The sequence below is a fragment of the Streptomyces sp. NPDC091281 genome (genome assembly GCF_044757425.1).
In the GTDB taxonomy this organism is placed as follows: Bacteria; Actinomycetota; Actinomycetes; order Streptomycetales; family Streptomycetaceae; genus Streptomyces.
Genome location: NZ_JBIVUY010000002.1, coordinates 17,237 through 41,180 on the forward strand (window position 1 = coordinate 17,237; position 23,944 = coordinate 41,180).

At 75.2% G+C, this 23,944-nt stretch carries 20 protein-coding genes and 3 tRNA genes; 14 read left to right on the forward strand and 9 right to left on the reverse strand.

Translation table 11 applies throughout. From position 1 onward, the window contains the following. The first annotated feature begins 150 nt into the window (after positions 1-150). Positions 151-417, forward strand: a complete 267-nt coding sequence (locus tag ACIQPQ_RS04535; RefSeq protein ID WP_401299692.1) for a GlsB/YeaQ/YmgE family stress response membrane protein — start codon at positions 151-153, stop codon at positions 415-417. Positions 418-713: 296 nt separating this feature from the next. On the opposite strand, the gene ACIQPQ_RS04540 is transcribed toward ACIQPQ_RS04535, so the two are convergent. Further along, positions 714-1,202 (reverse strand): YajQ family cyclic di-GMP-binding protein, encoded by a 489-nt coding sequence (locus ACIQPQ_RS04540; RefSeq protein ID WP_383773746.1) that lies wholly within the window; start codon positions 1,200-1,202, stop codon positions 714-716. A 245-nt stretch (positions 1,203-1,447) separates the two neighbouring features. Here ACIQPQ_RS04540 and ACIQPQ_RS04545 point away from each other — a divergent pair. Next, positions 1,448-1,529: transfer RNA gene (locus tag ACIQPQ_RS04545), tRNA-Tyr, on the forward strand. Between the two features lie 117 nt (positions 1,530-1,646). Next, the gene (locus tag ACIQPQ_RS04550; protein WP_401299695.1) at positions 1,647-2,495 is read left to right on the forward strand and encodes a hypothetical protein; all 849 of its coding nucleotides are present in this window, start codon (positions 1,647-1,649) and stop codon (positions 2,493-2,495) included. Positions 2,496-2,581: 86 nt separating this feature from the next. Here the strand turns inward: ACIQPQ_RS04550 and ACIQPQ_RS04555 are convergent, their stop codons facing one another. After that, a complete protein-coding gene (locus tag ACIQPQ_RS04555; RefSeq protein WP_401299698.1) occupies positions 2,582-2,899 on the reverse strand; it encodes a hypothetical protein in 318 nt (105 codons plus the stop codon). Positions 2,900-2,996: 97 nt separating this feature from the next. Between ACIQPQ_RS04555 and ACIQPQ_RS04560 the strand changes: the two genes are divergently transcribed. Then, positions 2,997-3,209 (forward strand): hypothetical protein, encoded by a 213-nt coding sequence (locus ACIQPQ_RS04560; RefSeq protein ID WP_383773752.1) that lies wholly within the window; start codon positions 2,997-2,999, stop codon positions 3,207-3,209. Between the two features lie 130 nt (positions 3,210-3,339). On the opposite strand, the gene ACIQPQ_RS04565 is transcribed toward ACIQPQ_RS04560, so the two are convergent. Together ACIQPQ_RS04565 and ACIQPQ_RS04570 are read right to left on the reverse strand one after the other, a co-directional pair. Beyond that, the gene (locus ACIQPQ_RS04565) at positions 3,340-3,996 is read right to left on the reverse strand and encodes an NAD(P)H-binding protein (RefSeq protein ID WP_401299700.1); all 657 of its coding nucleotides are present in this window, start codon (positions 3,994-3,996) and stop codon (positions 3,340-3,342) included. A gap of 155 nt (positions 3,997-4,151) precedes the next feature. After that, positions 4,152-5,528, reverse strand: a complete 1,377-nt coding sequence (locus ACIQPQ_RS04570; RefSeq protein WP_401299703.1) for an amidohydrolase family protein — start codon at positions 5,526-5,528, stop codon at positions 4,152-4,154. Between the two features lie 250 nt (positions 5,529-5,778). Here ACIQPQ_RS04570 and ACIQPQ_RS04575 point away from each other — a divergent pair. The 9 genes from ACIQPQ_RS04575 to ACIQPQ_RS04615 all read left to right on the forward strand — a co-directional run bounded on the left by ACIQPQ_RS04575 (position 5,779) and on the right by ACIQPQ_RS04615 (position 13,984). Beyond that, positions 5,779-5,851: transfer RNA gene (locus ACIQPQ_RS04575), tRNA-Thr, on the forward strand. A gap of 50 nt (positions 5,852-5,901) precedes the next feature. Continuing rightward, a tRNA-Met gene (locus ACIQPQ_RS04580) sits at positions 5,902-5,974 on the forward strand. Between the two features lie 91 nt (positions 5,975-6,065). Beyond that, positions 6,066-6,230 (forward strand): 50S ribosomal protein L33, encoded by a 165-nt coding sequence (gene rpmG, locus ACIQPQ_RS04585; RefSeq protein ID WP_003948671.1) that lies wholly within the window; start codon positions 6,066-6,068, stop codon positions 6,228-6,230. Positions 6,231-6,373: 143 nt separating this feature from the next. Continuing rightward, entirely contained in the window at positions 6,374-6,826 is a 453-nt protein-coding gene (locus ACIQPQ_RS04590) for a MaoC family dehydratase N-terminal domain-containing protein (protein WP_401299706.1), read from the forward strand. A 1-nt stretch (position 6,827) separates the two neighbouring features. After that, positions 6,828-7,262, forward strand: a complete 435-nt coding sequence (locus ACIQPQ_RS04595; RefSeq protein WP_401299709.1) for a MaoC family dehydratase — start codon at positions 6,828-6,830, stop codon at positions 7,260-7,262. A gap of 127 nt (positions 7,263-7,389) precedes the next feature. Further along, on the forward strand, positions 7,390-8,445 hold the full coding sequence (locus ACIQPQ_RS04600) for a UDP-N-acetylmuramate dehydrogenase (RefSeq protein ID WP_401299712.1): 1,056 nt from the start codon (positions 7,390-7,392) through the stop codon (positions 8,443-8,445). A 268-nt stretch (positions 8,446-8,713) separates the two neighbouring features. Next, positions 8,714-12,550, forward strand: coding sequence for a CHAT domain-containing protein (locus ACIQPQ_RS04605; RefSeq protein WP_401299715.1), 3,837 nt, complete (start codon positions 8,714-8,716; stop codon positions 12,548-12,550). After that, positions 12,537-13,325 carry a hypothetical protein gene (locus ACIQPQ_RS04610; RefSeq protein WP_401299717.1) on the forward strand — a complete coding sequence of 263 codons (789 nt, stop codon included), beginning with the start codon at positions 12,537-12,539 and terminating at the stop codon, positions 13,323-13,325. The genes ACIQPQ_RS04605 and ACIQPQ_RS04610 overlap by 14 nt, the downstream gene beginning before the upstream one ends. Continuing rightward, on the forward strand, positions 13,322-13,984 hold the full coding sequence (locus ACIQPQ_RS04615; protein WP_401299720.1) for an RES family NAD+ phosphorylase: 663 nt from the start codon (positions 13,322-13,324) through the stop codon (positions 13,982-13,984). The genes ACIQPQ_RS04610 and ACIQPQ_RS04615 overlap by 4 nt, the downstream gene beginning before the upstream one ends. A gap of 44 nt (positions 13,985-14,028) precedes the next feature. Here the strand turns inward: ACIQPQ_RS04615 and ACIQPQ_RS04620 are convergent, their stop codons facing one another. From ACIQPQ_RS04620 to ACIQPQ_RS04635, 4 genes are all read right to left on the reverse strand, one after another. After that, positions 14,029-14,652: an FHA domain-containing protein gene (locus ACIQPQ_RS04620; protein WP_401299723.1), complete on the reverse strand. Its 624-nt coding sequence runs from the start codon at positions 14,650-14,652 to the stop codon at positions 14,029-14,031. Beyond that, the gene (locus ACIQPQ_RS04625; RefSeq protein ID WP_401299726.1) at positions 14,649-16,718 is read right to left on the reverse strand and encodes an AAA family ATPase; all 2,070 of its coding nucleotides are present in this window, start codon (positions 16,716-16,718) and stop codon (positions 14,649-14,651) included. Before ACIQPQ_RS04625 ends, ACIQPQ_RS04620 begins: the two co-directional genes overlap by 4 nt. A 131-nt stretch (positions 16,719-16,849) precedes the next feature. Continuing rightward, the gene (locus ACIQPQ_RS04630) at positions 16,850-18,508 is read right to left on the reverse strand and encodes a hypothetical protein (RefSeq protein WP_401299729.1); all 1,659 of its coding nucleotides are present in this window, start codon (positions 18,506-18,508) and stop codon (positions 16,850-16,852) included. Then, on the reverse strand, positions 18,505-21,198 hold the full coding sequence (locus ACIQPQ_RS04635) for a protein kinase (RefSeq protein WP_401299731.1): 2,694 nt from the start codon (positions 21,196-21,198) through the stop codon (positions 18,505-18,507). The genes ACIQPQ_RS04630 and ACIQPQ_RS04635 overlap by 4 nt, the downstream gene beginning before the upstream one ends. A 377-nt stretch (positions 21,199-21,575) precedes the next feature. Between ACIQPQ_RS04635 and ACIQPQ_RS04640 the strand changes: the two genes are divergently transcribed. Further along, positions 21,576-22,673: a macro domain-containing protein gene (locus tag ACIQPQ_RS04640; RefSeq protein WP_401299734.1), complete on the forward strand. Its 1,098-nt coding sequence runs from the start codon at positions 21,576-21,578 to the stop codon at positions 22,671-22,673. 167 nt (positions 22,674-22,840) lie between these two features. Here ACIQPQ_RS04640 and ACIQPQ_RS04645 read toward each other — a convergent pair whose 3' ends face one another. Continuing rightward, positions 22,841-23,635 carry a 4Fe-4S single cluster domain-containing protein gene (locus tag ACIQPQ_RS04645; protein ID WP_401299737.1) on the reverse strand — a complete coding sequence of 265 codons (795 nt, stop codon included), beginning with the start codon at positions 23,633-23,635 and terminating at the stop codon, positions 22,841-22,843. Positions 23,636-23,944: the final 309 nt, after the last annotated feature.

Below are 23,944 nucleotides of genomic sequence, written 5' to 3' on the forward strand. Positions count from 1 at the left end.
GGACCGGACCGGACCGGGCCATCCCATCCCGGAGCGGACCGTGCCGTCCCGTCCCGGGCCGGGCCAGCCGACTGGGGGCTGGCCGAACCGGGATCAGGATCACAGTGCCGGAACGGGTGACGGCATCGAGCGGAGGGGCAGGTTCAGGACATGAGCATCATCAGCTGGATCATTCTGGGACTGCTGGCGGGAGTCATCGCCAAGGTCCTGCTGCCGGGGCGCGATCCGGGCGGCTTCGTCGGCACCACCCTGATCGGCGTGGCGGGGGCCTTCGTGGGCGGCTGGATATCGGCCCGCTGGCTGGACCACCCCGTCTCGAAGGACTTCTACGACGGCGCGACCTGGGCGGCGGCGATCGGTGGCTCGCTGGTGCTGCTGATCCTCTACCGGATCTTCTTCGGGCATTCGCGCGACTGACGCACCGCGCGCGGACTGATCCGGCCGGGGGCGGACCCGGACGGGGGCGGCGGCGTCGGCGGGACGGACCGCCAGGACGCCCGGCCCCGCCGACCCCCGCCTCGCCCCTCCTGGCCACGGCGCCCCCGCCACGGCACCCCGCGCCCTGGTGTGCCGCGTCCTGACGCTCCGCACCCCGGCACTCGTCCGCACCGCCGCCGCACGCTCCGCGCTCGACGGGCGGGGGCCTCACAGGAGTTCCCCGCCGCCACCGGAGCCCCCGAACTGCCGAACTCCCGCAGCCCGCGCCGGAGTTCCTACCGGTAGTTCACGAACTGGAGGGCGAAGTCGAAGTCCTGACCCTTCAGCAGGGCGATGACGGTCTGGAGGTCGTCGCGGCTCTTGGAGCTGACGCGCAGTTCCTCGCCCTGGACCTGGGCCTTGATGCCCTTGGGGCCCTCGTCGCGGATCAGCTTGGCGACCTTCTTCGCGTTGTCCTGGGAGATGCCCTCCTTGATCTCGGCGAAGAGCTTGTACTCCTTGCCGGAGAGCTGGGGCTCGCCCGCCTCCAGCGCCTTCAGCGAGATCCCGCGCTTGATCAGCTTCGACTGGAAGACGTCGAGGACGGCGTTGACCCGGTCCTCGGAGTTGGCCTCCATGAGGATCTTCTCGCCGGACCACGAGATCGAGGCGCCGACGCCCTTGAAGTCGTAGCGCTGGGAGATCTCCTTGGCGGCCTGGTTGAGGGCGTTGTCGACCTCCTGCCGCTCGACCTTCGAGACGATGTCGAAACTGGAGTCGGCCATGTCCTGTGGCTCCTTGGATCGGGGGTGGATCAGGGGCAAAACGGGGTCGATCAGGTGCGGGCGGGCACCTCGGTGCCGCCGCCGGGCCCGGTGTGGGACGCGGGCCGCATCCGGACAAGCCTAGCCACCCGACCTGCTCCGGGCGGCGCCCAATCCGGGTGGCGAAGCACCCCCTCCCATCGGGTATCGTTTACGTCGTTGCCACGGAGAACCGCCGAAAAGCGGTTCGAACGGCAGCAAAACCCGGCGGTGTGCCCGAGCGGCCAAAGGGAGCAGACTGTAAATCTGCCGGCTCAGCCTTCCCAGGTTCGAATCCTGGCGCCGCCACCCGAGGGAAACCCCCTCTGATCAGGTAAGCAAACTGATCAGAGGGGGTTTCTCGTTGGCGCGTGCGGTTGTTCGCCGAGCGGAGCTGTCCGCCGGCCGGATCAGAAAGTGATGTCGATGAAGTCAGGCAGACAGGCCGTGAAGTCCGGCAGACGGACCGCCGCGGTGGGCGCGCTCGCCGCGGCACTGGGGCTCTCCGTGCTCAACGCGCCGGAGGCCATGGCGGCCGACACGGATATCACCGTGTCGAACATCGTCGTGAACGACGGCAAGCCGATCGTCGTCGGCACGTCGAAGGCGGTGAGGCCGTCGCTGCGTTTCGACTACGCGCTGCCCGCCGGGTACAGCACCGCCGACCCCTACCGTCACGACGCCTTCCCCTTCCTCTACCGCGGGAGCATCGGCGCGGCGGCCGAGTCGGGGGAGAACTTCATCGGGCCGGGCACCTACACCTGCTACGAGCGGGACGCCAAGCACGCCCGCTGCGAGGGCGACCTCTTCATCGACCCGCACCCGACCCAGGACCACGTCGACTCCAACAGCGACGCCACGACCTGGAAGGTCGGCGTCTCGCTGCGCCTGTTCAAGGCCAACGGCGGCCTCAAGGCCATGGAGCGGGAGACACGTTCCCTGACGTCCAGCCTCCGGCGCGCCGCCAAGCTGACCGCCGACGCGTCGCCCGAGCCCGTCGCCAAGGGCAGGCCCGTCACCGTCACGGGCAAGCTCACCCGGGCGAACTGGAGCACGAAGAAGTACGACACGTACAGCGGCCGCACGGTCAGCCTCCAGTTCCGCGCCAAGGGGGCCGACACCTTCAGGACGGTCAAGAAGGCGACGACCGGCCGCACCGGGGGGCTGAAAGCCACCGTCACCGCCACCGTCGACGGCTCCTACCGCTGGCTCTACCCCGGCAACTCCACGACCGGCGCCACCACCAGCGCGGCCGATCAGGTCGACGTGCGCTGACGCCCGCACGCCGAGTGCTTCCCCCGGAGCGGGATCAGCCCCCCCGTCCGGGGGAGCGTCGGCGGTGTCCGTGAACTCGGGCGGCGTCAGCCCGCCTCGGGGGTCTGTGGCGGGCCGTCCCCGTTCTCCGGCGCCTCCGGCGGGGTCTTCGCCGCCTGTTTCACGTCGGCCTCCACCTCGTTGCGGGCCCGGCCCTCGTCCTTGGCGTACTCCGTGACCGTGGACTGCACCTCCCGGGCGAGGTCGCGCCAGGCCCGCCACGCGGTCTCGTAGGTGTCGGACTGGGTCTCGGACCAAGGGGCCGCCGTGGGTGCGCCGTAGGTGTCCCGCAGGTGCAGGACACGGGTGTGGGCCTCGTCGGCCGCACGCTGCTTCGCCACGAGTTCCTCGAAGGTATGCGCCATATGTACGGATGCTAGGGAGATGTCCGCCTTTGTGCGCGATGGGTGGAGGCGTGCCGCGCCGCGGTACCCGCGTGGCGCACTGGGGCAGACTGGTCGCATGTCCAGCCGCCGCAGAACCTGCCCGGAGTGCCGCCGCGAGATCGCCGTCGTCGCCGGACGGTTCGCCCGGCACGACCCGCCCGGTGCCCGGCAGGACGGCGGGCTGACCTCCTGCCCCGGCTCCCGCCGGACCGCACAACTGGGCGCCGCTCAGCCCGCGTTGGACGGCTACGTCGTCCCCGACGTCCCCGGCCAGCTCTCCCTGTTCTGATCCCGGACGGGATTCCCGGTCACCCGCCCGCCTGCCCGGCCACCCGCCTCCCCCTCCGGCGATCCGGCCACCCCCACAACAGACCCCCCGACCGGCCACTCCGTGCCGAGCCGCCCGTCGGGCTACCTCCTCAGTCGCCCGCGACTGACTTCACCGCCACCGGCACCGGGGTCGAGCCGCCCACCAGTTCCAGGGTGAGGCCCGCCGTCGCCGGGGTGTCGAGGAGTTCCGCCAGCACGGCCGCAACGTCGTCGCGCGGGATCGCCCCCCGGCCCGTCCGCGCCTCCAGGCGCACCAGGCCCCGGCCCGCGTCGTCCGTCAGTGAACCGGGGCGCAGGATCGTCCAGTCGAGGCCGTCCAGACCCCGCACGTGGTCGTCGGCCTCGCCCTTGGCGCGCAGGTAGATGTCGAAGACGCCGTCGCCCTCGTGCGCGGAGTCGGCGCCGTACGAGGAGACGACCACGAGACGGCGTACGCCCGCGCGCAGTGCCGCGTCCGCGAAGAGGACGGCCGCGCCCCGGTCGACGGTGTCCTTGCGGTCGGTCCCGCTGCCCGGTCCGGCGCCCGCCGCGAACACCGCGGCGTCCGCGCCCCGCAGGACCTCCGCGGTGTCCTCCACGGACGCCGACTCCAGGTCCAGGACGACCGGTTCGGCGCCCGCGGCCCGCAGGTCGTCGCCGTGTCCGGCGTTGCGGACGATGCCCGCGACCTCGACTCCGCGCGCGGCGAGCAGACGCTCCAGCCGCAGCGCGATCTGACCATGACCCCCAGCGATGACAATGCGCATGGTTCCGACCGTACGCCCGGCGGGAGGCCCGCGCCGCCCGACCCGTCGCACTCGCCCGAGCGGGCGCCGCGAAGGCCCGCGCGCACGCCCCCCGGCCCTCCGCACCCCCGTCCGCACCGCGCTCCCCACCACTGCCCCTTCCGGCGGCGGACCCGCTACGGCAGCAGGCCCCGCCCCTGCCGCGGAAGCCCCAACTCGGAGGCGGCCGCGGTGTCGCAGTACTCCCGTACGGCGCTCGTACGGGACACCACGCGCCCCCGGTGGATCACGATCCTGCTGTACGCCAGGGACAGCGCCCCCGCCAGCCGTTCGGCCCGCACGGCCAGCAGGTCGGCCGGGAAGCCCGCCTCCACCCGCACCTCGGGCAGGCCCAGCGCGGCACGCGCGGCGGCGCTCACCGCGTCGTAGGCGTCCTCGGGGCGCAGGCCCTCGCGGGAGGCCAGGAGGTACGCCGCCTCCAGCGGGTCGGCCCGGCCGACCGGGTTCGACACGTCCCGCAGGGCGCCGCTGCCCGCCGCGACCCGCACCCCGGCCGCGCGCAGCAGCCGTACCGGCGGGGTGCCGCGGCTCTCCGCGGCGCCGCAGCCGCTCTGCGGCAGGCACACCACCGTGACGCCCGCGGCGGCGAGTTGGTCGGCCGTACGGCCCGCCGCTTCGGCGGGGAGGCGGCCGAGGGCGGCGCACGGGCCGAGCGTCACGCCGGGCCGCAGGCCGCCCGCCATCGCGGCGAGGCGGGCCAGCCGGGCCGGGTCGGCGGCGTCGGTGTGCAGGTCGACCGGGCAGCCGTGCTCGGAGGCGACCTCCAGCACCTTCTCGACGTAGCCGGTCGGGTCCGGGTCGAGGTCGGGGCAGCCGCCCACCACCGAGGCGCCCATCTTCAGCGCGTCCCGCAGCATGGCGAGGCCGTCCGCGCCCGCCACCCCGGTCAGCAGCCGGGGCATGGCCACCGTGGTCAGCTCGGCCAGACCGCGCACCGAGCGCCGGACGCCGAGGGTGGCGGCGAGCGCGCCGAGGCCCTGGACGTCGCCGACGCGGACGTGGGTGCGCAGGGCGGTCGCGCCGTGCCCGAGGTGCAGCAGCACCGCCTCGGTGGCGCGGCGCTGGATGTCCTCCGGGGTGTCCGGGACCGGCCCGCCGCCGTCCGGGGCGCCGTCCGCCGAGAGCGCGGTGTCGAGGTGGGCGTGGGGTTCGGCGGGGGCCGGGAGGAGGAGCCAGCCGCCGAGGTCCACGCGGGTGCCGGGGCCCGGGGCGGGGCCGGTGGCCGCGAGGCTGCCGGCGGTGCCGACCGCCTCGATGCGTCCGCGTCCCAGCCGTACGTCCACGGTCCGGCCGTCCGTCAGGCGGGCCCCGCACAGCAGCAGGGCGGACGGATCGCGCGGGCCCGCCGCGGAGCCGCCGGACGGACTGGACGAGCCCGACGAGCCTGATGAACCCGAAGAACCTGATGAGCCCGAAGAACCCGAAGAACCTGATGAGCCCGACGGGCCGGAGGACGACGACGGTGGGGGCGGCTGCGGCTGGCTGTCGGGCATCGCGCTCCAGGGGGCTCGGCGGTGAGTGGCGGCTCGGTGCCCGGCGGGACGGGCAAGATCACGCAGAGTGAGTCGAGCCTAGGACCGGCGTCGGGCGCGGACTGGGAGGAGCGCAATAGTCGTACCGGTGTGGTTCCGGGGGTCCGGGAGGCGTGCGCGGCGGCCGGGACCTGCGCCGATGGGGCTCCGAGGGGGCCCCGGAAACGGATTTGGGTGAACCGCTGGGGACCGTGTAATGTCTTCATCGCTCGCCCCAATAGCTCAGTCGGCAGAGCGTCTCCATGGTAAGGAGAAGGTCTACGGTTCGATTCCGTATTGGGGCTCTGGTGTGAGAGGGGCTCCCGTCGCGAGGCGGGGGTCCGGATCACATCAAAGCGGTGTAGCTCAGTCGGTAGAGCAAGCGGCTCATAATCGCTGTGTCACCGGTTCAAGTCCGGTCACCGCTACTGACAGTAGCCGATTGCGGGGTCGGTCCTTCGATCGGCTACTCTTTCTTGCGTTAAATCATTTCCTATCCGTTCGTCAAGGAGCACTCACGTGGCTGCCACCGACGTCCGCCCGAAGATCACGCTGGCCTGCGTGGAGTGCAAGGAGCGGAACTACATCACCAAGAAGAACCGGCGTAACAACCCGGACCGACTGGAGATGAAGAAGCACTGCCCGCGTTGCAACGCGCACACCGCGCACCGCGAAACGCGATAAATCAGGCTCGTACGCGAGGCCGTCCCCGAGAATTCGGGGGCGGCCTCGCGTCGTTGGACGCGCCGTACCGAACAGCCGGTCCCCACCAGCCGGCCGGGACACACCCACCAGCCGGGACACACCAACCAGGAGGTGCCGAGCCCATGCCGCTCGACCAGTCCTTCGTGGGGCGGACCTACCCGCCCACCGATCCCTACGAGGTCGGCCGGGAGAAGATCCGCGAGTTCGCGGAGGCCGTGGGGGACCCCAACCCGGCGTACACCGACCCCGAGGCGGCCAAGGCGCTCGGGCACGCCGACGTCGTCGCGCCGCCCACCTTCGTGTTCTCCATCACCTTCAAGGCCGCCGGGCAGGTCGTCCAGGACCCCCAGCTCGGGCTGGACTACAGCCGCGTGGTGCACGGCGACCAGAAGTTCGCCTACCGGCGGCCGGTGCGCGCCGGGGACCGGCTCACCGTCACCTCCACCATCGAGGCCATCAAGTCCCTCGCGGGCAACGACGTCATCGACATCCGCGGCGAGGTCCACGACGCGTCCGGCGAACACGTCGTCACCGCCTGGACCAAGCTCGTCGCCCGCGCGGCGGAGGAGGACTGACATGACCGCGAAGATCTCCTACGCCGACGTCGAGGTCGGCACCGAACTCCCGTCCGCCTCCTTCGGCGTGACCCGCGCCACCCTCGTCCAGTACGCGGGCGCCTCCGGCGACTTCAACCCGATCCACTGGAACGAGAAGTTCGCCAAGGAGGTCGGCCTCCCCGACGTCATCGCGCACGGCATGTTCACCATGGCCGAGGCGATCCGGGTGGTCACCGACTGGACCGGCGACCCCGGCGCGGTCGTCGAGTACGGCGTCCGCTTCACCCGGCCCGTCGTCGTCCCCAACGACGAGCAGGGCGCGACCGTCGAGGTCAGCGCCAAGGTCGCCGCCAAGCTCGACGACGACGAGCGCACCGTCCGCGTCGACCTGCTCGCCATGAGCGGCGGCCAGAAGGTGCTCGGCATGTCCCGCGCGGTCGTCCGCCTCGCCTGAGGCCCGTTCGCCGGTCCGCGGGAACAGGCCTCGCCCGGGGCCCGCTGTTCCCTTGTTCCCTTCGCACCCGCCCGCCGGGACGCCGAGGTGGGCGGGGCTGTCGGTGCCGTCTCGTAGGCTTGGCCGCGTGCTGGAACTCCACGACGCCCCGCTCTCCCCGCTGACCACCTTCCGGCTGGGCGGCCCCGCCACCCGGCTGGTGACCGCGACCACCGACGCCGAGGTGGTCGCCGCCGTCCGCGAGGCCGACGCCACCGGCACCCCCCTGCTCATCGTCGGCGGCGGCTCCAACCTGGTCATCGGCGACGCGGGCTTCGCCGGGACCGCCCTGCGGATCGCCACCCGCGGCCTCGCCCTCACCGGCACCACGCTGGAACTCGCGGCCGGCGAGGTGTGGACCGACGCCGTCGCCCGCACCGTCGAGGCCGGACTCGCGGGCGTCGAGTGCCTGGCGGGCATCCCCGGCTCGGCCGGCGCCACCCCCATCCAGAACGTGGGGGCGTACGGCCAGGAGGTCTCCGCCACCATCACGGAGGTCGTCGCCTACGACCGCCGCACCGGCGACACCGTCACCCTCGGCAACGAGGAGTGCGCCTTCTCCTACCGCCACAGCCGCTTCAAGGCCGACCCCGAGCGGTACGTCGTCCTGCGCGTCCGGTTCGCCCTGGAGGACGCGGGCGGCCTCTCCGCCCCCCTCAAGTACGCCGAGACGGCCCGCGCCCTCGGCGTCGAGCCCGGCGACCGGGTGCCGCTGGAGCGGGCCCGCGAGACCGTGCTGAAACTCCGCGCGGGCAAGGGCATGGTCCTCGACCCCGAGGACCACGACACCTGGTCCGCCGGGTCCTTCTTCACCAACCCGATCCTCACCGACGCCGAGTTCGCCCGCTTCCGCGCCCGCGTGACGGAACGCCTCGGCGCCGACACCGTACCGCCCGCCTACCCGGCGGGAGAGGGCCACACCAAGACCTCCGCCGCCTGGCTGATCGACAAGGCGGGCTTCACCAAGGGCTACGGCACCGGGCCCGCCCGCATCTCCACCAAGCACACCCTCGCCCTCACCAACCGCGGCACCGCCACCACCGAGGACCTCCTCGCCCTGGCCCGCGAAGTCGTCGCCGGGGTCCACGAGGCGTTCGGGATCACGCTGGTCAACGAACCGGTGACGGTGGGCGTCGCGATCTGAGGCCGCGGGCGTCGCCATGCGACGCCGACCGCGGCCCGCCGCGTCGTCGGCCCGTGCGGGCGGGGACGACCGCGGGCCGGGGCCTCCCCCGATCCGTAGCCCCGGCGGCCGCGGTCGCCCCCTCCACGATGGTGGCGCCGCGCGTACCGGCAGACTCCCCCTCAGCATGGCCGTTTCCCGGTCGCCGCGGCTGAAATACGGCCGAACCCGCCCCCGCGGCCCGGCCCCGGCGCCAGGATGTGGGCGAACGGGAACCGGGGAGGGACGCGTGACGGCGAAGGACGGGCCGGGAACGGCCGGGCAGGGAACGCCGGGACAGGGGACAGGGGGGCAAGGGCCGGGCGGACGAGGAGCGGGGGAACCGGAGCCTGCCGGGCCGGGGGACGGGGGCGTACGGGAACTGCTGGGCCGGGCCGCGGCGGCCGGTGAGGAGTGGGCCGCCGTACCGCGGGGCGGCCCGTCGCCGGACGCCGCCGCCACCGACCGGCTGCTCGGCGACCTGACGGCGGCCGAGGAGCGGGCCGGGGACGAACCGCCGGGCGGCCGGGGCGCGCGCCGGGAGTTACGCGCCGCCCGCGGCACCCTGCTCGCCCTGCGCCACCTCGCCGTACGCGGGCGGGCCGTACCGCCGGGCGGGGTCCCGCAGGCGCCGGACCCCGAGCGGGCCGAGGCGCTCGCCCTGCTCAGGGAGGCCAGGGAGGCGGAACCGGTCACCGAGCGGGAGAACCAGGCACGCGCGGCCCTCACCCGGCTGCTCATCCGGCTCCTCGTACCGCCGCTGCCGCCCATCGAGTTCGGCGGACGCCAAAGCATGCTCCAGATCATGACCGTCGGGGCCACGTTCATGGCACCCGGCGGCTCGTTCCTGCGGGACGACCTCGCCGAGGTGCGCACGCTCCTCACCGAGCTGAAGGACACCGCCGACCCGGCCGACCACCCCGACATCGAGCGCTGGACGGCCCTGCTGGAGATGCTGCACGGCGCCCAGGACCGGGACTCGCTGCTGCGCCTCGGGTCCCTCGTCGGCGAGTCCGCGACGATCCCCGCCCCGTGGCAGAACCTCATGGGCGCCGCGATGGAGATGCTCAAGGCCCTGCCCGACGGGGAACAGCCGACCGCGGCCGGCCCGCGGCACGCGGCCCCGTCCGACGGCGCGCCCGCGGCGGCCGACGCCGGAGACGCGGGCGCGGCGGCCGGGACGATTCCCGAGCAGGTCGCGCTGGACGCCGCCGAACTGCTGCCGCTGATGGAACTGTTCGCCCCCGGTGTGCTGCACCCCGAGGAGATGGCCGAGGCCGTCGACGGGCTGCCGCTCGACACCTGGCAGGAGCAGGCCACCGCGGGCCTGTCCCGGTTCGGCCTCGCCCTGCGCACCGGCGACGCCGAAGGCCTGGTCGAGGCCGCCGAGCCACTACTGCGGGCGGGCCGCCACGAGGAACTCCCCGACGGCGTGGCCGCCGTCCTCCAGGCCGGGCTGCTGTCCGGCGCCGCCCTCCACGGCGGCAGCCTCGCGGACGCCGAGTCGGCGCGCCGCCTGCTCACCGAGAACCTCGACCTGGAGGAACTCGCCGCGGCCATGCCCGCCGGGTCCGCGGGCCGCGACCTCATGGAGATGGGCCGCGCCCTCCTGGAGTACCAGCGGGTCTGCGACACCGACGAGGACGACCTCGACGGCTTCGACGACATCAGCGAACGGCTCCTGGACATGCGCCGGCAGCAGTCCGAGGACGCCGCGTCCGCGGGCGTCGTCCTGTTCGTCCTCGGCTTCCTGCAACTGCGCCGCGGCATGGCGATCGGGCGGGCGGGCGGCCAGGTCGGACCCCCGCTGCGGCGGGCGCTGATGTATCTGCGGGAGTCACGGGACCATCCCGCGATGCCGGTCGCGCTGCGCGGCATGCTGGCGCCTGTCGAGGCCCTGTGCAGCGCGCTGGAGCAGTACCTCGACCCCTCCGCCGGGAGCCTCCGCGCGGAGATCGAACGGGTCCGCGCCTCCCTCGGGGGGCCGCGCGTCGCCGCCGACCAGGACCTCCGGGCCCGCCTCGGCATCGCCATCGTCCTGGACACCGAGCACGAGCGGCGCGGCGACCCGGCCGTCCTGGAGGAAGCCGTGCGCGAGCTGGAGACGGCCCGCGCCGAGATCGGCGACCACACCGGCTCCGCCACCGCCCAGGACATCCACCGCATGCTCGCCGACCACTACCGGCGGCGCGGCGCGCCCGGCGACACCGGGCGGGCCCTGGCGGCGACGGAACGGCTGCTGGAGCTGATCGCGGAGGACGTCCTGCTCCAGATCGGCGCCGAGCACGGCCTCGACGTCGCCCGCCGCGCCGCCGACCGCGGGGTCACGGCCGCCGCCTGGGCCGCGGAGACCGGCGACGCGGCCACCGCCCTGCGCGTCCTGGAGGCGGGCCGCGCCCTCGTCCTGCGCGCGGTCGCCGCGTCCGCGAGCGTCCCGGAGCAACTGGAGGCGTGCGGCGAGCCGGACCTCGCCGAGCAGTGGCGGGCCGCCGCCCGCGCGGGAACCGACACGGGCACGGCGACCAGGGGTACGGCCGCCCCGGCCACGGCCGTCTCGGGTACGCCTGCCTCAGGTCCGGCGGCCCCGGAGGCGGAGGCCGCCGACGGCCCGGCCCGGCCCGAGGTGGACGCCGACTCCCTCATCCCGAGCACGCTCCGCCGCAGGGCCCTGCGCGCGCTGCGCCGACCGGGTCCCGGAGCCGACGGCGGTTCCGGGGCCCTCGGGGACGGACCGGGCGCCACCCCGCTCCCCGCCACCCCGCTCCCCGTCCCGCCCCTCGGCGGGGGCCCCTCCTGGCAGGAGGTCGCCGACGCGGCGGACGCGGCCGGGGTGGACGCCGTGGTGCACCTGCTCGTCGGGCAGGGCGACGGGCCCGGCTGGGCGCTGGTCGTGCGGCCCGGTCACGCGCCGCTCCCGCTGGAGCTGGCCGGACTCTCCGCCGGGGAACGCGGCCCGCTGGAGCGGTACCTGGACGCGGCCCGCGACCGGTCCGCGCTCACCGCGCCCCACGTGCCACCCACCGCGCCCGGACGGGCCGAGGCGGTGGCGGCCTGGGAGGCGGCCCTCTCCGACCTGTGCGACTGGGCGGGGCCCGCCGTGATGGGCCCGGTCCTCGACACGGTCCGCCCCGGCCGGCCCGCCCGCCCCGACGACCCCGTACGGGTGGTGCTGCTGCCCGCCGGGAACCTCGGCACCGTGCCCTGGCACGCGGCCCGGCTCACCGACCGCACGCCGACGGGGGAGCGGACGCTGTACGCCGTGGACCACGCCGTCCTCGGATACGCCGCCTCGGGCGCCGAGTTCGTCCGCTCCACCCGGCGGGAGCGGCTGCCGCTCGCCGGGGCACCGGTGCTCGTCGCCGACCCGCGCGCCACGCTGCCGTACGCGGAGCACGAGGTCGAGGCGCTGCGGCGCTCCTTCTACCGGGACGCCCGCTGCTACGGCTTCCTCAGCCGCAACGTCTTCGACGTGGACGGCACCCCGGACGAGCTGCTTCCGCTGCTGCCCGGCGGGAGCGGGGAACGGCCCGCCACGCTCGTCGAGTTCTCCGTGCACGGCTTCGCGGGCGGTCGCCCCACCGTCTCCGGCCTGCTCCTGCACACCCCCGACGGCGGCGCAGGCGCCGAGGACGCGGGCCTGCTCACCGTACGGCGGCTGCTCGGGGCGCCCTCGGGCGGCGGGCCGGGGACAGCGGGCGCGGGGCCGCTGATCGTGCTCAGCGCCTGCGAGACCGACCTCACCACCCGCGACCACGACGAGACGCTGACGCTGACCACGGCGTTCGTCGCGCGCGGCGCCGCCGACGTCATCGGCTCCAAGTGGTCGATCGGCGACGCGAGTTCCGCCGTCCTCATGTACGTCCTGCACCACGCGCTCGCCACGGGCACCGACCCCGCGCGGGCGCTGCGGACGGCCCAGCTGTGGGCGCTGGACGCCGACCGGCCCGCGATCCCCGGACTCCCCGGGCCGCTGGCCGTCCGCGTCGAGGGCGCCCCCGCGCTGCCCGTGGCGGCCTGGGCGCCGTTCATCCACCAGGGCAACCCCGCACCCGTACGACCCGAAGGGAACACCGTTGGACACCGATGAGCTGCTGGCGCTGCTCGTCCGGCACCGCGCGGAGCTGCGGCGGTGGCTGGACGGCGAGCAGTACGCCGACTTCCTGAGCCGGCTGGAGCTGCTGCGCGCCGCCGGAGACGATCCCGTACGGGTCCGCAGGGTGCTGACCGCCGTGGTGGGCGCGCTGTGGCCCGTCCCGGACACGGGCGAACTCGGCCGGGCCCTCCACGCGTCCGGCCTGCGCGGCCACGCCTCCGCCACGGCCGCCGTCCCCACCGCGGACGCGGTCCTCGCGGCCCTGGAAGCGCTCTACGCGGCCCCGGCGGCGGGGGAGCAGGACACGACCACGGCCCCTCTCGCGACCCCGCCGGGGGACGGTGCCGTACCCGGCCCCCGGCCCGACACCGGCCCCGATCCCGCTTTCGTTCCGGATGCCACCGTCGACCCGGCGGCCGTGCTCGCCGCGGCCCGGCGGCGGCTGCTCGGCGAGCCCTCACGGGCCGCCGCCCCGGCGGGCAGTCCGCAGGCGGGGCAGGGCCCGGCCGACGTCATCGTGCTCACCGACCCCGAGGACGGACGCCGCAGCCCCGAGTTCCAGTTCGACCCCGACACCGGACGGCCGCGCGACATCGTCGTACGGATCAACCGCATGCTGCTCGCCGACCGCGACCCCTGGGGAGCCGCCGACTGGTGGCTGGGCGGCAACACCTGGCTGGGCGGACGCCCGGCCGCGCTGCTCGGCCAGGTCCCGGACGCCCTGCTGGCGGACGCCGCCCGCGCGCTGGTCGAGGAGGACGGCCGATGACCCGCCAGGCCCCTCCCACGATCGACATGGTGCCCCGCTTCACGGTCCTGCCCACCGGCACCGCCCTCTGGCGCTGCCACCGCTCCCGCTACGGGGCGACCGGGTTCAAGGACGTCGTGGCGCACACCCACTTCGGCGGCAGCCGCTTCGACAGCACCGCCGAGGACCCCTACCCCTACCTGTACGCCACCCGCGAGCCCGCCACCGCGCTGGCCGAAGTGCTGCTGCGGTCCATGGAGTTCGACGCCGTCAGCGGACACCGGCTGGTGCCGTGGGCGCAGGCGAGTCGCTACACCCTCACCGAGGTCGTCACCACCGCCGACCTGCCCCTCATCTCGCTTCGCGCCGAGGAGGACCTCGCCGCGGTCTGCCAGACCAGCTGGCTCCTCGACTGCGAGCCGGACGACTACTCCCGCACCCGGTACTGGGCGCAGGAGCTGCGGCGCCAGTCGGCGGAGGCCCGCGGACTGCTCTGGCAGTCCCGGCGGCACCGGCCGCGCGAGGCGCTCGTCCTGTTCGGCGACCGGTGCGGTCCCAAGCCGGTGCTCGCCGAGACCGGCGTCCGGCACGACCTCGCCACCTTCGCGGGCGTCGACGCGGCGAACCGGCTGCTGGCGCCCCTGCGCGCCGCGATCGTCCCACCGCTACCGGCCGACTGACCCCCCGCCGACCACAGCTGGGCGCGCCCCGCGCAGGGGTGCGCCTAGCCGTGCGGCGGCCGGACCACCAGCACCGTGAAGGCGCAGTGCGTGCCGAGCCGTACGGTGGCGCCGTCGGTGACCGGGACGCGGACGCCCGGGGCGATCCGCTCGTCGTCGACGAAGGTGCCGTTGACGGTGCCCTCCGCGTTCTCGGTCAGCCACAGCGCGCCGTCCCCGGTCAGCTCCAGCACGGCGTGCCGCCGCGACACGCCCCGCTCGCCGTCGAGGGCGCCCGCGACCAGGGGCGCCCAGCTCGGCAGGCGGCCGAGGTGCAGCGGGCCGCAGCTGCCGTGCCGGACGTCGACCCGCGGCCGGGTGCTGATCAGCCGCAGGTGGCGGGCCGACTCCAGGCACTCCGGGCAGGACTCCGCCCCGGCGGGCACCTGCGCCGCGCAGGACCAGCACGGGTGGGCACGGGACGGGACCTCGCCCGCGTCCTCGGGTTCCCGCCACGGGGGCGGCTCCGGCGCGTGTTCCCCGTCCTCGTCCGCCCCGCCCGGCGCGTAGACCTCGTGGATCTCGTCCGGCTCCCGTTCGTCGTCGAGGAAGACGTCCTCCGCGAGGGTCTTGTCGACGTAGCGGGGCGGGCGCGCCTCCCCGGCGCCGGGCTCGGGCGGGTCCGTCACCACGTCGGTTCCGGCTCGCGGGCCGGTTCGCCCGGTACGGCGTCGAGGTCCAGCCGGACCCCGCCGTCCGGTTCGACGGTGACGCGGGAGACGGTCACCACGGTCCCCGGCACGAGGGCCACCTGGAGGTCGAAGATGCCGCGGGCGAGCGGGTTGATCAGGTGGGTCTCCAGCTTCATGCCGATGCCCCGGCCGCCGTTGCGCAGGTCGCTGACGCAGGCCGCCGCGAGCGCCTCCCGCGCCTCCGGCAGCACCCGCAGCCGCAGCCCGCCCTGGCGCCGCATGTGCGCGACGATGTTCTCCAGCTGCCCGTCGAAGATCAGCCGACCGGTCGGCTCGTCGATGTACTGGAAGACCACGATGTTCCCGCCGAACCGGTTGAGCAGCTCCGGCCGTTTCAGGGTCTCCTCGAAGTGCAGCCGTACGTTGCCCAGGATCTCCTGCTCGAACTCCAGGCGCTCCTGCGGTGTCGTCGGCAGCCGGTCGCGGCCGACCGGGGAGGACAGGGGCCGCCCGTCGGGCCCGGTGGGTCCGTGCACGCCCAGGTTGGACGTGAAGATGAGGACGCACTCGCTGAAGTACGTCGTCACGCCCTGGCCGTCGGTCAGCCGGCCGTCCTCCAGCACCTGGAGGAACTTGTCCAGGACACCCTTGTCGGCCTTGTCGATCTCGTCGAAGAGCACCACCCGGAACGGGTCCTCGCGCACCGCGCGGGTCAGCTCGCCGCCCGCCTCGTAGCCGACGTATCCGGGCGGGGCCCCCACCAGCCGGTCGGCGGAGTGCGCGGTGGAGAACTCGCTCATGTCGAACCGCAGACAGGCGTCCTCCGCGCCGAACAGCATCGTCGCCACCGCCCGCGCCAGCTCGGTCTTGCCGGTGCCGGTCGGTCCGGCGAAGAACAGCACACCGCGCGGCCGGTGCACCGAGGTGGAGGAGGCCTGCGCGCCGGACAGGCCGAGCGCGGCCCGCTTCAGCACGTCCAGAGTCTGCGCGACCGCCTTGTCCTGCCCCCGGACCCGCTGCGCGATGTACGCCTCGCCGTCGCGGATGCTGTCGGCGACCGCGCCGCCCGTCCACGGGTTGCGGCTGACACCCAGCTCGTACCGGCGCACCGCCTGGTCCATGTCCGTGAACGGGATGCCGCGGGCGCGGGCGAACCGCATGCTCTCCCGCATGCCACGCAGGGTGAGCCCGCCCGCCGCCCCCGCGAACCGGGCGATGTCCTCGTCGGTCGGCGTCTCCCGCCCGGCCCCCTTCAGCAGCGGCCCCACGTCCAGCCCGAGGACGGACTCGGCGACCCCCGCCCGCTCGGCGAGCAGTCCGGCCATCCGGCGCCGCTGCCCCAGGTCGGGGTGCGGCACGCCGATGCTGCGCACCCGCACACTGCTCGTCACCAGCCAGGAGGGCAGGTCGCGTTCGCCGTCGGTGAGCCAGATGATCGGGTTGAACAGGGCGCGGCCGAACTTGGGGCGGGTGAAGGCGCGGGCCTCCTCGGCGGTCCGCAGACAGCGCAGGAAGAAGGTCCGCTCCTCGTCGCTGAGCTGGTTGACCTGGGTGGGGATGCGGGACGCGAAGTCCACCAGCAGGGCCGCGTGCACCGGCTTCTGGTAGTCCTCGTAGCGCGGGTTGTCCGGCGGCGGGCCGGGCCGCTCGCCGACCCAGCCCCGCGCGAGGGACTCGAAGACGCGGGCCACGTCCGCGCCGTCGTCCTCGTCGGGGCGGCCGGGCACCCGGCGGGTGGCGCGCCGCAGCAGGGTGTCCATGTCGAGGCTGTCGTCGCTGCGGGCGACGGTGAAGCCGGACACCTGGTCGTAGCGGAGCAGACACCGGTACCCGCTGCGGGACAGCCCCTCCCACAACAGGTCCACCAGCGGCAGCGCGCGGTTGCGGCGGCTGCCGTCGTCCCGGACGTCGGCCACCAGGTAGTCGTCGCGGACGTTGCCGTGCAGGACGTACTGGGAGTGGACGCTGAGCGTCGTGAGGAGTTCGGCGGCGAACGAGGGCTGGACGGTCCGGGTGACGGTCGGCTCGGTCAGGGGCGGCTTCTGGAGGGGAAAGCTGGTCAAGGGTCCTCCGAGTACGGGACAGGACGGGACGGGGTAGTACAGGACGGGACGGGACGGGTGTGAACGGTGGGTGCCGACAGGGTCGTCGGGTGCCGGTGGGTGCCATGGGTGCCGGTGGGTGATGGGTGGGGTCAGTCGTCGTGGCGTCGGGCGCGCGGGGCGGGCCTGCGGGTGCGGCGTGAGGCGGCCGTACGGCTGCTGCCCGTGCCGGTCGCCCGGCCGGTGCCGCCGGTCTGCGCGCCGGACGTGGCGGTCAGGCCCGGGGCGGGTTCACCGGTGTGGACCTTGCTCGTGGACCAGGTGAACTCGGCCCGGACGCCCTCCGCCTCGGTGAGCACACCGAGTTCCTCGACGTACTTGGCGCTCTCGGCACACCGTTCGGCGTCCTGGGCCGCCCAGCGGGCCACCGTCTCCGGGTCGGCGGCCTCCGCCGCGGTCAGCGCGCGGCGCATCGTGAAGACGCGGGCCTGCCCGGTGGCGGTGAGGCGGACCCGCAGCCAGTAGTGCCCGGCCCACGCCGCCGGGGCGAAGTCCCAGTGCTCGGCGTCGGCGCGGGCGTGCGTCGAGCCCGCGCCCCACCCCTCGGTCGCCCGGCGCAGCGCCGCGACCAGGTAGGCGCGTTGCAGCGCGGTCGAACGGGCCACGAGAGCCTGCCGCACGGTGCGGTCGTCGGCCGCCGCGGGCGCGACGCCGTCCCGCAGGGCGCGCTCCAGCACGGCCACGGCGGCGGGGTCCTCGGGCAGCGGCTCCACGCCCGCGGGCGCCGGTGCCCGCAGGACGTCCAGCCGGAGGGCCGCGTCGCGCCGGACCCGCTCGGACTCCAGGGCCCGCTCGGACTCCTTGCGGGCGATGATCGAGGCCTCGTCCAGATAGCGGCGGACGGCGGTGGGCCTGCGTCCCACCGCGCGCCGGGCCTCCAGCAGACAGTCGTCGATCAGGTCGCGGCTCGCCGAGGAGAACGCCAGCGGCAGCCCGGCCAGCAGGTCGGCGCCCTCCCGCAGGACGTCCTCCTCGGTGAGGGCGGGCGGGGGCGGCTCCGTGGCCCCGGTGGACGGGGGCGCGGCCGCCGCCGTACCGGTCCCGCCGGTGGGCGCGGTCGGCTCGGGGCCGCCCTCCGCGTACCGCAGCAGCGCGGCGCGACGCCGTTCGCGCAGCCGGTCGTACCAGTCGGCGTGCGCGGAGTCCTCGGCGTGCGCCGACGGCAGCCGGGCCGTGGCGCGGGCGGCGCGGCGCGCCTCCAGGACCCGTACGGCGCGGTCGGTCGCGGCCATCCGCCGCCAGAGCAGGTCGAGCGGGACGCCGACGGCCGCGACGGGGGCGGGCAGCGGCGGATCGCCGGGGCCGGACGGCTCCAGCCCGAGGACGGTGATCCGCGCGTTGATCCCGGCCGCCGTCTCGGCCGCCCGGCGCCAGCACGCGCTGCCCGTCTCCAGCGACGCCTGCCGCCGGGACATGGCCTCCTGCTCGGCGGCGACCTTGTTGTTGAACGCGGCGAGCGCCTCGGTGCCCCGCAGCGCCAGCCGGGTGACCATCAGCGCCCCGCTGAGGTCGGCCAGCCCGATCAGCGCGGGCACGATCATGTCCTGGAGCTGGTCGACGGCGTGGCCCGCCGCTTGCGTCAGCGGTTCGGTCAGGTCGGTCAGGTCGGGCAGGCCGACGTCCATGCCCAGGTCCACGTCCAGGTCCGTGTCCAGGCCCAGGTCCGCGCCGGTCGGCTCGCCCGGGTAGCCGTACGCCGAGACGTCCGGGACGACGGTCGACAGCTCGGTACTCGCGAACGCGTTGCTCACGCCACTCCTCCAGAACGGGAACCCTCAGGGGACGGGGACGGGCCCATGGACGGGGCCGCAGGGGACACCGGGGGAGCCGCGTCCGGTGTCGGGTCAGGAGTCGGGGGAGGCCCGGCGGAGGGGGATGCGGGTGCGGGGGTGTCGGGCCGCCGCGCCCCTGGCACCGTCGCTCCCGGACCGTCTCCCGGAACCGTCGCCTCCGGACCGTCTCCCGGAACCGCTGTGCCCGGCCCGCCCGGGGCCGGGCGGCCGCGGCCCAGTCCGCGCACCTCGGCGAGCTGCCGGTGCCAGGCCCGGACGCGCAGGGCGGCGGAGACGGCGAGGATGATCACCGTGCCCGCGGGCCAGATCCACACCGCGAGCAGGAAGCTGCCCGCCGCGGTGCCCGCCACCGCGGCGAGTCCGACGAGCGCCCACAGCCGTCTGCGCAGCCGCTCGACGAACCGCCCGCCGCGCCGCCCCCGCGACGGCCGGGGCCCCGCCGCCCTGCGGGTCAACGGCAGCGCCCGGCGCGTCAGTTGGCCCATGATCGAGTAGTCGGGGTGGTAGCGGGCGCCGATGTACCAGGCGGTCCAGCACTCCACCGCGAGGAGCGCCGCCAGCGCGGGCACGCTCAGCACCCAGGCGGTCAGCACCGTGTCCTGCGGGGCCCACCCGGCGAAGTCGGCGAGGATCACCACGAAGGCGTGCGGGAAGAACAGCAGCAGCGCCCCGCCCGCCGCCCGGCCGACCACCACGGGCAGCTCCCACCGCCGCTGCACCAGCCGGAACCGCCGCGCGTGGTCGTCCATCGCGGCCAGCTCCCGGTCCCGCTCCCGCGCCCGCCGGATCTCCCGTGCCTGGGCCAGGGCGACCGGATGCAGCCGCAGCGCGAGCAGCAGCGGTACGGGGTCGTGGGCGTCGCGGGCGAGCCGGGTGAACCAGGGCACGCGCGCGGGCAGGGCGCGCAGGGCCCGGCCCAGCTCGGACCGCAGCGCGCGGGTGGCCGGGCCCGGCAGCGCGGCCAGCCGCAGCAGCTCGGCGGTGAGGGCGGGACCGGTCGCGGTGGCCGCCCGCAGGGCCTCGCGTTCGTCGTCCAGTTCGGGTGTCTCGCGCAGCCGCGCGGTGGCGGCGGCCCACTGGTCGTGGTGGTCGTGCCAGCGCTGGTCGACGTGGTGGAGGCCCTCGCCGCCGCGCCGGGAGGACAGCCGCCTGAGCAGCCGGTGCGTATACACCTCGGTCATCACGTCGGCGCACCAGCGGTCGCCGTCCGCGGCCCGCCCGGCGAAGGCGGCCAGGTCGCCGGGGCCCAACGGGACGCCCCGGTAGGCGGGTTCCTGCTGCGGGGCCATCCAGGCGACGAGGTCGACCAGGACGCGCGGGGTGGGCCGACGGCGCAGGCCCTCCCCGAGCAGCCGGTCGAGTTCCTCGGCCCGGCCGGGGTCGCGCTCGGGGCGGAACGCGGTGAGCCACTCGGCGAGCGCGGCGCGTTCCTTGCCGCGGGCGAGCCTGCGGGTCATCGCGGGCCAGTTGGCGTCGAACGCCTCGCCCAGCCGGGCCGGGTCGGTGAAGGTGTGGCCCTCGTGCTGGTAGCCGGGGAGGGGCGGGCCGTCCGGGGTGCCGGGGGCGGGCCCTCTGGCAGCGGCCCCTTCGGGGGTGTCCGGTCCGGCCGGCTCCGAGCCGTCGCCCGGCACGGTGCGCGGGGCGGGGCCGAGGTGGGCGACGGCGCGCGGGCGTTCCCCGGCGAGCCACCGCCCGACCTGCCCGGCGCCCCAGCGGTCCTCGGGGTGGTGGGCGAGCAGGCCCCGGCACAGCAGCCGTACGCCGCTGTCGGTGATGCCGTCCAGCTCCAGGGCCCCGGCCTGGACGGCGTCCATGACCGAGGCGGGCTCGTGGTGCCGCTCCACCGGGTGCCGGCCCCGCGCGGCCTCGGCGACCAGGACGCCCAGCGACCACCAGTCGTCCGCGGCCCGCACCATCGGCCTGCGCAGCAGGGCCTGCGGGGAGGCGTAGCGGGGGGTCGCGGCCCAGGCGCCGGGCGCCTCGCGGGCGGCGGGGGCGAGCAGCGAGATGCCGAAGTCGATGATCACCAGGCCCTCGGCGGGCCGCGCCAGGTCGCCGAGGACGAGGTTGGACGGCTTCAGGTCCCGGTGCACCACGCCCGTCGCGTGCAGCGCGGCCAGCGCGCCGTGCAGCCGCCGCACCAGCGCCCGCACCTCGTCGGCGGGCAGCGGCCCGCAGTCGCGGAGATACGTCGCCAGGTCGGTCGAGCCGTGCGAGGGCAGTACGTGGAAGGGCGCCCCGCGGGCCGCGCCCCGCTCCATGACGTGCGACAGCCCCGCGTGCAGGGGCGCGGAGAGCAGGCCGGTCACTGTGTCGTCGGGGGCGGCGTCCGGGTGGAACCACTTCAGGACCCGCTCGGTGTCGGGGCCCTCGGCGTGCTGGTCGAGGACGCGGAACACGGCCGCGCGCAGCTCGGCGGAGCGGCCCTCCTCCCCGGCCCGGTGCTCGGTCCGCTCGCCCCGGCGGGGCAGCCGCTCGCGGATCAGGAAGCGGTCGGCGAGGTCGGGCGGGAGGGTGTCCGGGTCGCCGCGCGGGTCGGGCGCGGGTATCCCGGCGGGCGCCGCGCCCTCGGGCTCGTAGAGCGTCGGCGGGGCCAGGTCGTCCGCGTCGCCTGCGGCGGAACGGTCGGGGCCGTCGGAGAGAGCCATGGAATTCACCTGCGGACGGAAAGGACCGTACGGTCCGGGAGCGGACGAGGACAACGGAAATGGATATATGCAATGCCGAACGCGAAGGGGGCGGCGGCGATTCGAAAGGACGGGGGATGCGGGCGGGCGGCCGGGCGCGGGCAGAAAGAGAGAGGGCCGGGGTTCGGACCGGACGGAAAAGGTCAAGCGGCCGCTTTACCCGCCCCGCGGTTCCCGTGCCGCCCTCCACCTCCGATATTCGGATACACATACGATTCCCGGCGGACCATGGCGTTCTCGCTCCCGCACCCCGCCCCTTCCTCCCGTTCCGCGCGTTGTTCCGTCCCCCTCCGGAAACTCCCCGCACCCCGTCTCCCGCCGCCGATAGGTTGACCGGCATGAACCCTGACGGCCTTCCGGACCGAGCCGAGCTGGAAGAGGAACTGCGGATTCTGCGCCGGGGCGGACTGCCGTCGCTCCAGTCGCTGGTGCCGCGGGCGTTGCGCGACGTCACCCTCCACGCCGGGTACGCGGACGGCGAGGACGACCTCGCCGACGGCGCGGAACGGATGATCCGCGCCGCCGCCGAACGCCTCGGCCCCGACGACCTCATCGGCCGCGCCGCCCAGTGCGTCTTCGGCCTGCTGCCCGGCCGCCGGGGTGATCCGGCGGCCGACCGGCGCCGCGCGGCCGCCCTGGTGTACGGCGTCAGCGACGAACGTTTCCGGCACAGCCAGGAGAAGCGGGTCATGGAGCAGCTCGCCGGAGCCCTCCTGGCCGAGGCCCGCCGCCCCCAGGGCCCGCCGCGCCCCTCCCTGCCCGCACCGCGGTCCGACAGCGCGCGCACCCGGCCGGTGCGGGTGCCGACGCCGGGACTGCCGGGCCGGGTCGGCGACCACGCCGTGACCGTGCACGTCTCGCCGATCGAACTGCTGCGGGACATCGACGTCCTCGTGTCCTCGGAGAACGTCCACCTGGAGATGTCGAAGTCGTTCCGGCCCACCGTGTCGGGGGCGCTGCGCCGGGCCGCCGTGGTCGGCTGCGCCCCGGAGGCGTCGGTCACGGACGTCCTGGCGGAGGAACTGGCCGCCTGGGTGGCGGCCCGCCCCGGTGTGCTCCCGCTGAGCCCCGGCACGGTGGTGCCCACCGGCCCCGGCGCCCTGGCCGAGCGGGGGGTGAGCCGCGTCTACCACGCGGCCGTCGCGGTGCCCGACGGCCACGGCTACCGCGTCGACCCGCAGAGCATCGCCACCGCCGTCGCCGCCTGCTTCAGCCGCGCCCGCCGCGAACGCGCCGACGGCCACCCCGGTCTGCGCTCCCTCTGCTTCCCCCTGCTCGGCGCGGGCCGGGGCGGCCTCGACCGCCACACCAGCGCGGAATGGCTCCGCTGGTCCCTCGCCGACGCCCTCACCGCCGACCCCGACTGGACCATCCACATCGTCACCCGCCACCCCGACACGACCCCCCTCTTCACAGCCACCCCACCCACCCCCTGACCCCACCCCAGGGGCGCGGAGAACTGCGCGATCAACCCCCACCGCCCCGCAGCCGAGGTCCGACCCCGCACCACCCCCCACCTCAGGGGCGCGGGGAACTGCGCGATCAACCCCCACCGCCCCGCAGCCGAGGTCCGACCCCGCACCACCCCCCACGCCCCCACCCCCTACCCCCGCCAACTCAACCCCCCCAACCGCACCCCCACCGCCGCCGCCCCGATCTCCATCCCCCGCATCTCCCCCCGCGCCGGAACCCCGTACCACCGCACCCCACCCCCACGAAGCGGCCCCCGCACACTCACCCGCGCCCCCTCCGGATAGACCCGCCGCAGATGCGGCCCGTACCGCCGCACCCCCAGCCGCGTGCGCGGCACGATCCGCTGGTTCGCCGACCCCCGCCACACCAGATCCGTCGGCTCACCGACCCGGAACCGCCCGGTCACCACCGCGTCCGCCCCACTCAGCGCGGCCCACACCGAGGACGGCACCTCATGCGCCTCGTACCCGGTGTAGACGAGCAGATCAGCACCCCCGAACCCTCCGCCGAGGCCCCCGAACCCCCCGAGCCCTCCGTCACCACCGACAAGCCCCGCCTCCCGCGCCCCCTGCGCGCCCCGCGCCCGCCGCCGCACCACCCCCGCGCCCCTCAACAACGCCCCCAACGCCTCCGGCTGAGCCAGCGGCTCCCCTCCGCTCACCGTCAGCCCCTCCGCCCCGCGCTCCAGCGCCGCCTCCCACAGCCGCAGCAGCGCGCCGACGGTGGTCGTCCGGCCCCCCTCCGCGTCCCAGGTGTGCCTGGACATGCATCCGGCGCAGGCCAGGCCGCAGCCCTGGAACCACAGCACCAGCCGCCGTCCGGGCCCGAGGGTCTCGACGGGGAACCACCCGTCGGCGACCCGCACCTCCCGTGCCGCGTCGCCGTCTGTCCGGTCTCCGCGATCCCCCGTGGTGTTTCCAGCCATGCGCCCCCCTTTCGCGCCCCCGCGCCTTCTCCACGCTCCGCGCACGCCGGATCGCCCCGGCCCGCATTCGAAGATGTATTCGCCTGATCGGAACCCCGAGGGCTCCCGGCGGAAGGGAAGACTATTCCGAGTTCCCCCCCGCCCCACCTGGCTTTCCGAAAGTTTTCCAGGAACGCCACGGCCGTGCCGGTCGCGCTCCGGTCGCATCCCGGTCGAACCCCGGTCGATTTCCGGAGGAGCGGAAATCGATTGTCGTAAATACCTCCCTCCGGCGTTCGTTTTTCGCCTAGGCTGCGCGAAATCCCGGAT

Excerpts from the sequence above, each read along its gene's own strand:
- ACIQPQ_RS04535 (WP_401299692.1), top strand. The coding sequence starts at position 151 with ATGAGCATCATCAGCTGGATCATTCTGGGACTGCTGGCGGGAGTCATC.
- ACIQPQ_RS04540 (WP_383773746.1), bottom strand. The coding sequence starts at position 1,202 with ATGGCCGACTCCAGTTTCGACATCGTCTCGAAGGTCGAGCGGCAGGAG.
- ACIQPQ_RS04550 (WP_401299695.1), top strand. The coding sequence starts at position 1,647 with ATGAAGTCAGGCAGACAGGCCGTGAAGTCCGGCAGACGGACCGCCGCG.
- ACIQPQ_RS04555 (WP_401299698.1), bottom strand. The coding sequence starts at position 2,899 with ATGGCGCATACCTTCGAGGAACTCGTGGCGAAGCAGCGTGCGGCCGAC.
- ACIQPQ_RS04560 (WP_383773752.1), top strand. The coding sequence starts at position 2,997 with ATGTCCAGCCGCCGCAGAACCTGCCCGGAGTGCCGCCGCGAGATCGCC.
- ACIQPQ_RS04565 (WP_401299700.1), bottom strand. The coding sequence starts at position 3,996 with ATGCGCATTGTCATCGCTGGGGGTCATGGTCAGATCGCGCTGCGGCTG.
- ACIQPQ_RS04570 (WP_401299703.1), bottom strand. The coding sequence starts at position 5,528 with ATGCCCGACAGCCAGCCGCAGCCGCCCCCACCGTCGTCGTCCTCCGGC.
- ACIQPQ_RS04590 (WP_401299706.1), top strand. The coding sequence starts at position 6,374 with ATGCCGCTCGACCAGTCCTTCGTGGGGCGGACCTACCCGCCCACCGAT.
- ACIQPQ_RS04595 (WP_401299709.1), top strand. The coding sequence starts at position 6,828 with ATGACCGCGAAGATCTCCTACGCCGACGTCGAGGTCGGCACCGAACTC.
- ACIQPQ_RS04615 (WP_401299720.1), top strand. The coding sequence starts at position 13,322 with ATGACCCGCCAGGCCCCTCCCACGATCGACATGGTGCCCCGCTTCACG.
- ACIQPQ_RS04635 (WP_401299731.1), bottom strand. The coding sequence starts at position 21,198 with ATGGCTCTCTCCGACGGCCCCGACCGTTCCGCCGCAGGCGACGCGGAC.
- ACIQPQ_RS04640 (WP_401299734.1), top strand. The coding sequence starts at position 21,576 with ATGAACCCTGACGGCCTTCCGGACCGAGCCGAGCTGGAAGAGGAACTG.
- ACIQPQ_RS04645 (WP_401299737.1), bottom strand. The coding sequence starts at position 23,635 with ATGGCTGGAAACACCACGGGGGATCGCGGAGACCGGACAGACGGCGAC.